Raw genomic sequence first — 222 nt, 5'->3', positions numbered from 1 at the left:
TTTACGATTTAGGTAGTGATACGTGGAAACCAGATGATGGGCATGTGATTATTATTTTAAACCATAATGATCAGAAATATATTATAGACGGGGGATTTGCCTCACATCTTCCTTTGTATCCAGTCCCATTTAGCGGGGAAGTCATTTCATCTCAAACAGGGAAATATCGTATTCGTAAGCAAAATACTGACAAAGGAACCTATCTACTAGAAATGAAGAAAG

General features: G+C 36.5%; 1 protein-coding gene. It reads left to right on the top strand.

Going from position 1 to position 222, the window contains the following annotated elements; translation table 11 throughout:
* Positions 1-222: arylamine N-acetyltransferase (locus MR169_RS28105; protein ID WP_242320395.1), on the top strand; the 222-nt coding region annotated here is incomplete at both ends.

Source organism: Bacillus cereus group sp. BfR-BA-01349 (assembly GCF_022663795.1).
GTDB classification, from domain to species: domain Bacteria; phylum Bacillota; class Bacilli; order Bacillales; family Bacillaceae_G; genus Bacillus_A; species Bacillus_A cereus.
This window is presented reverse-complemented; position numbering and strand designations above follow the sequence as displayed.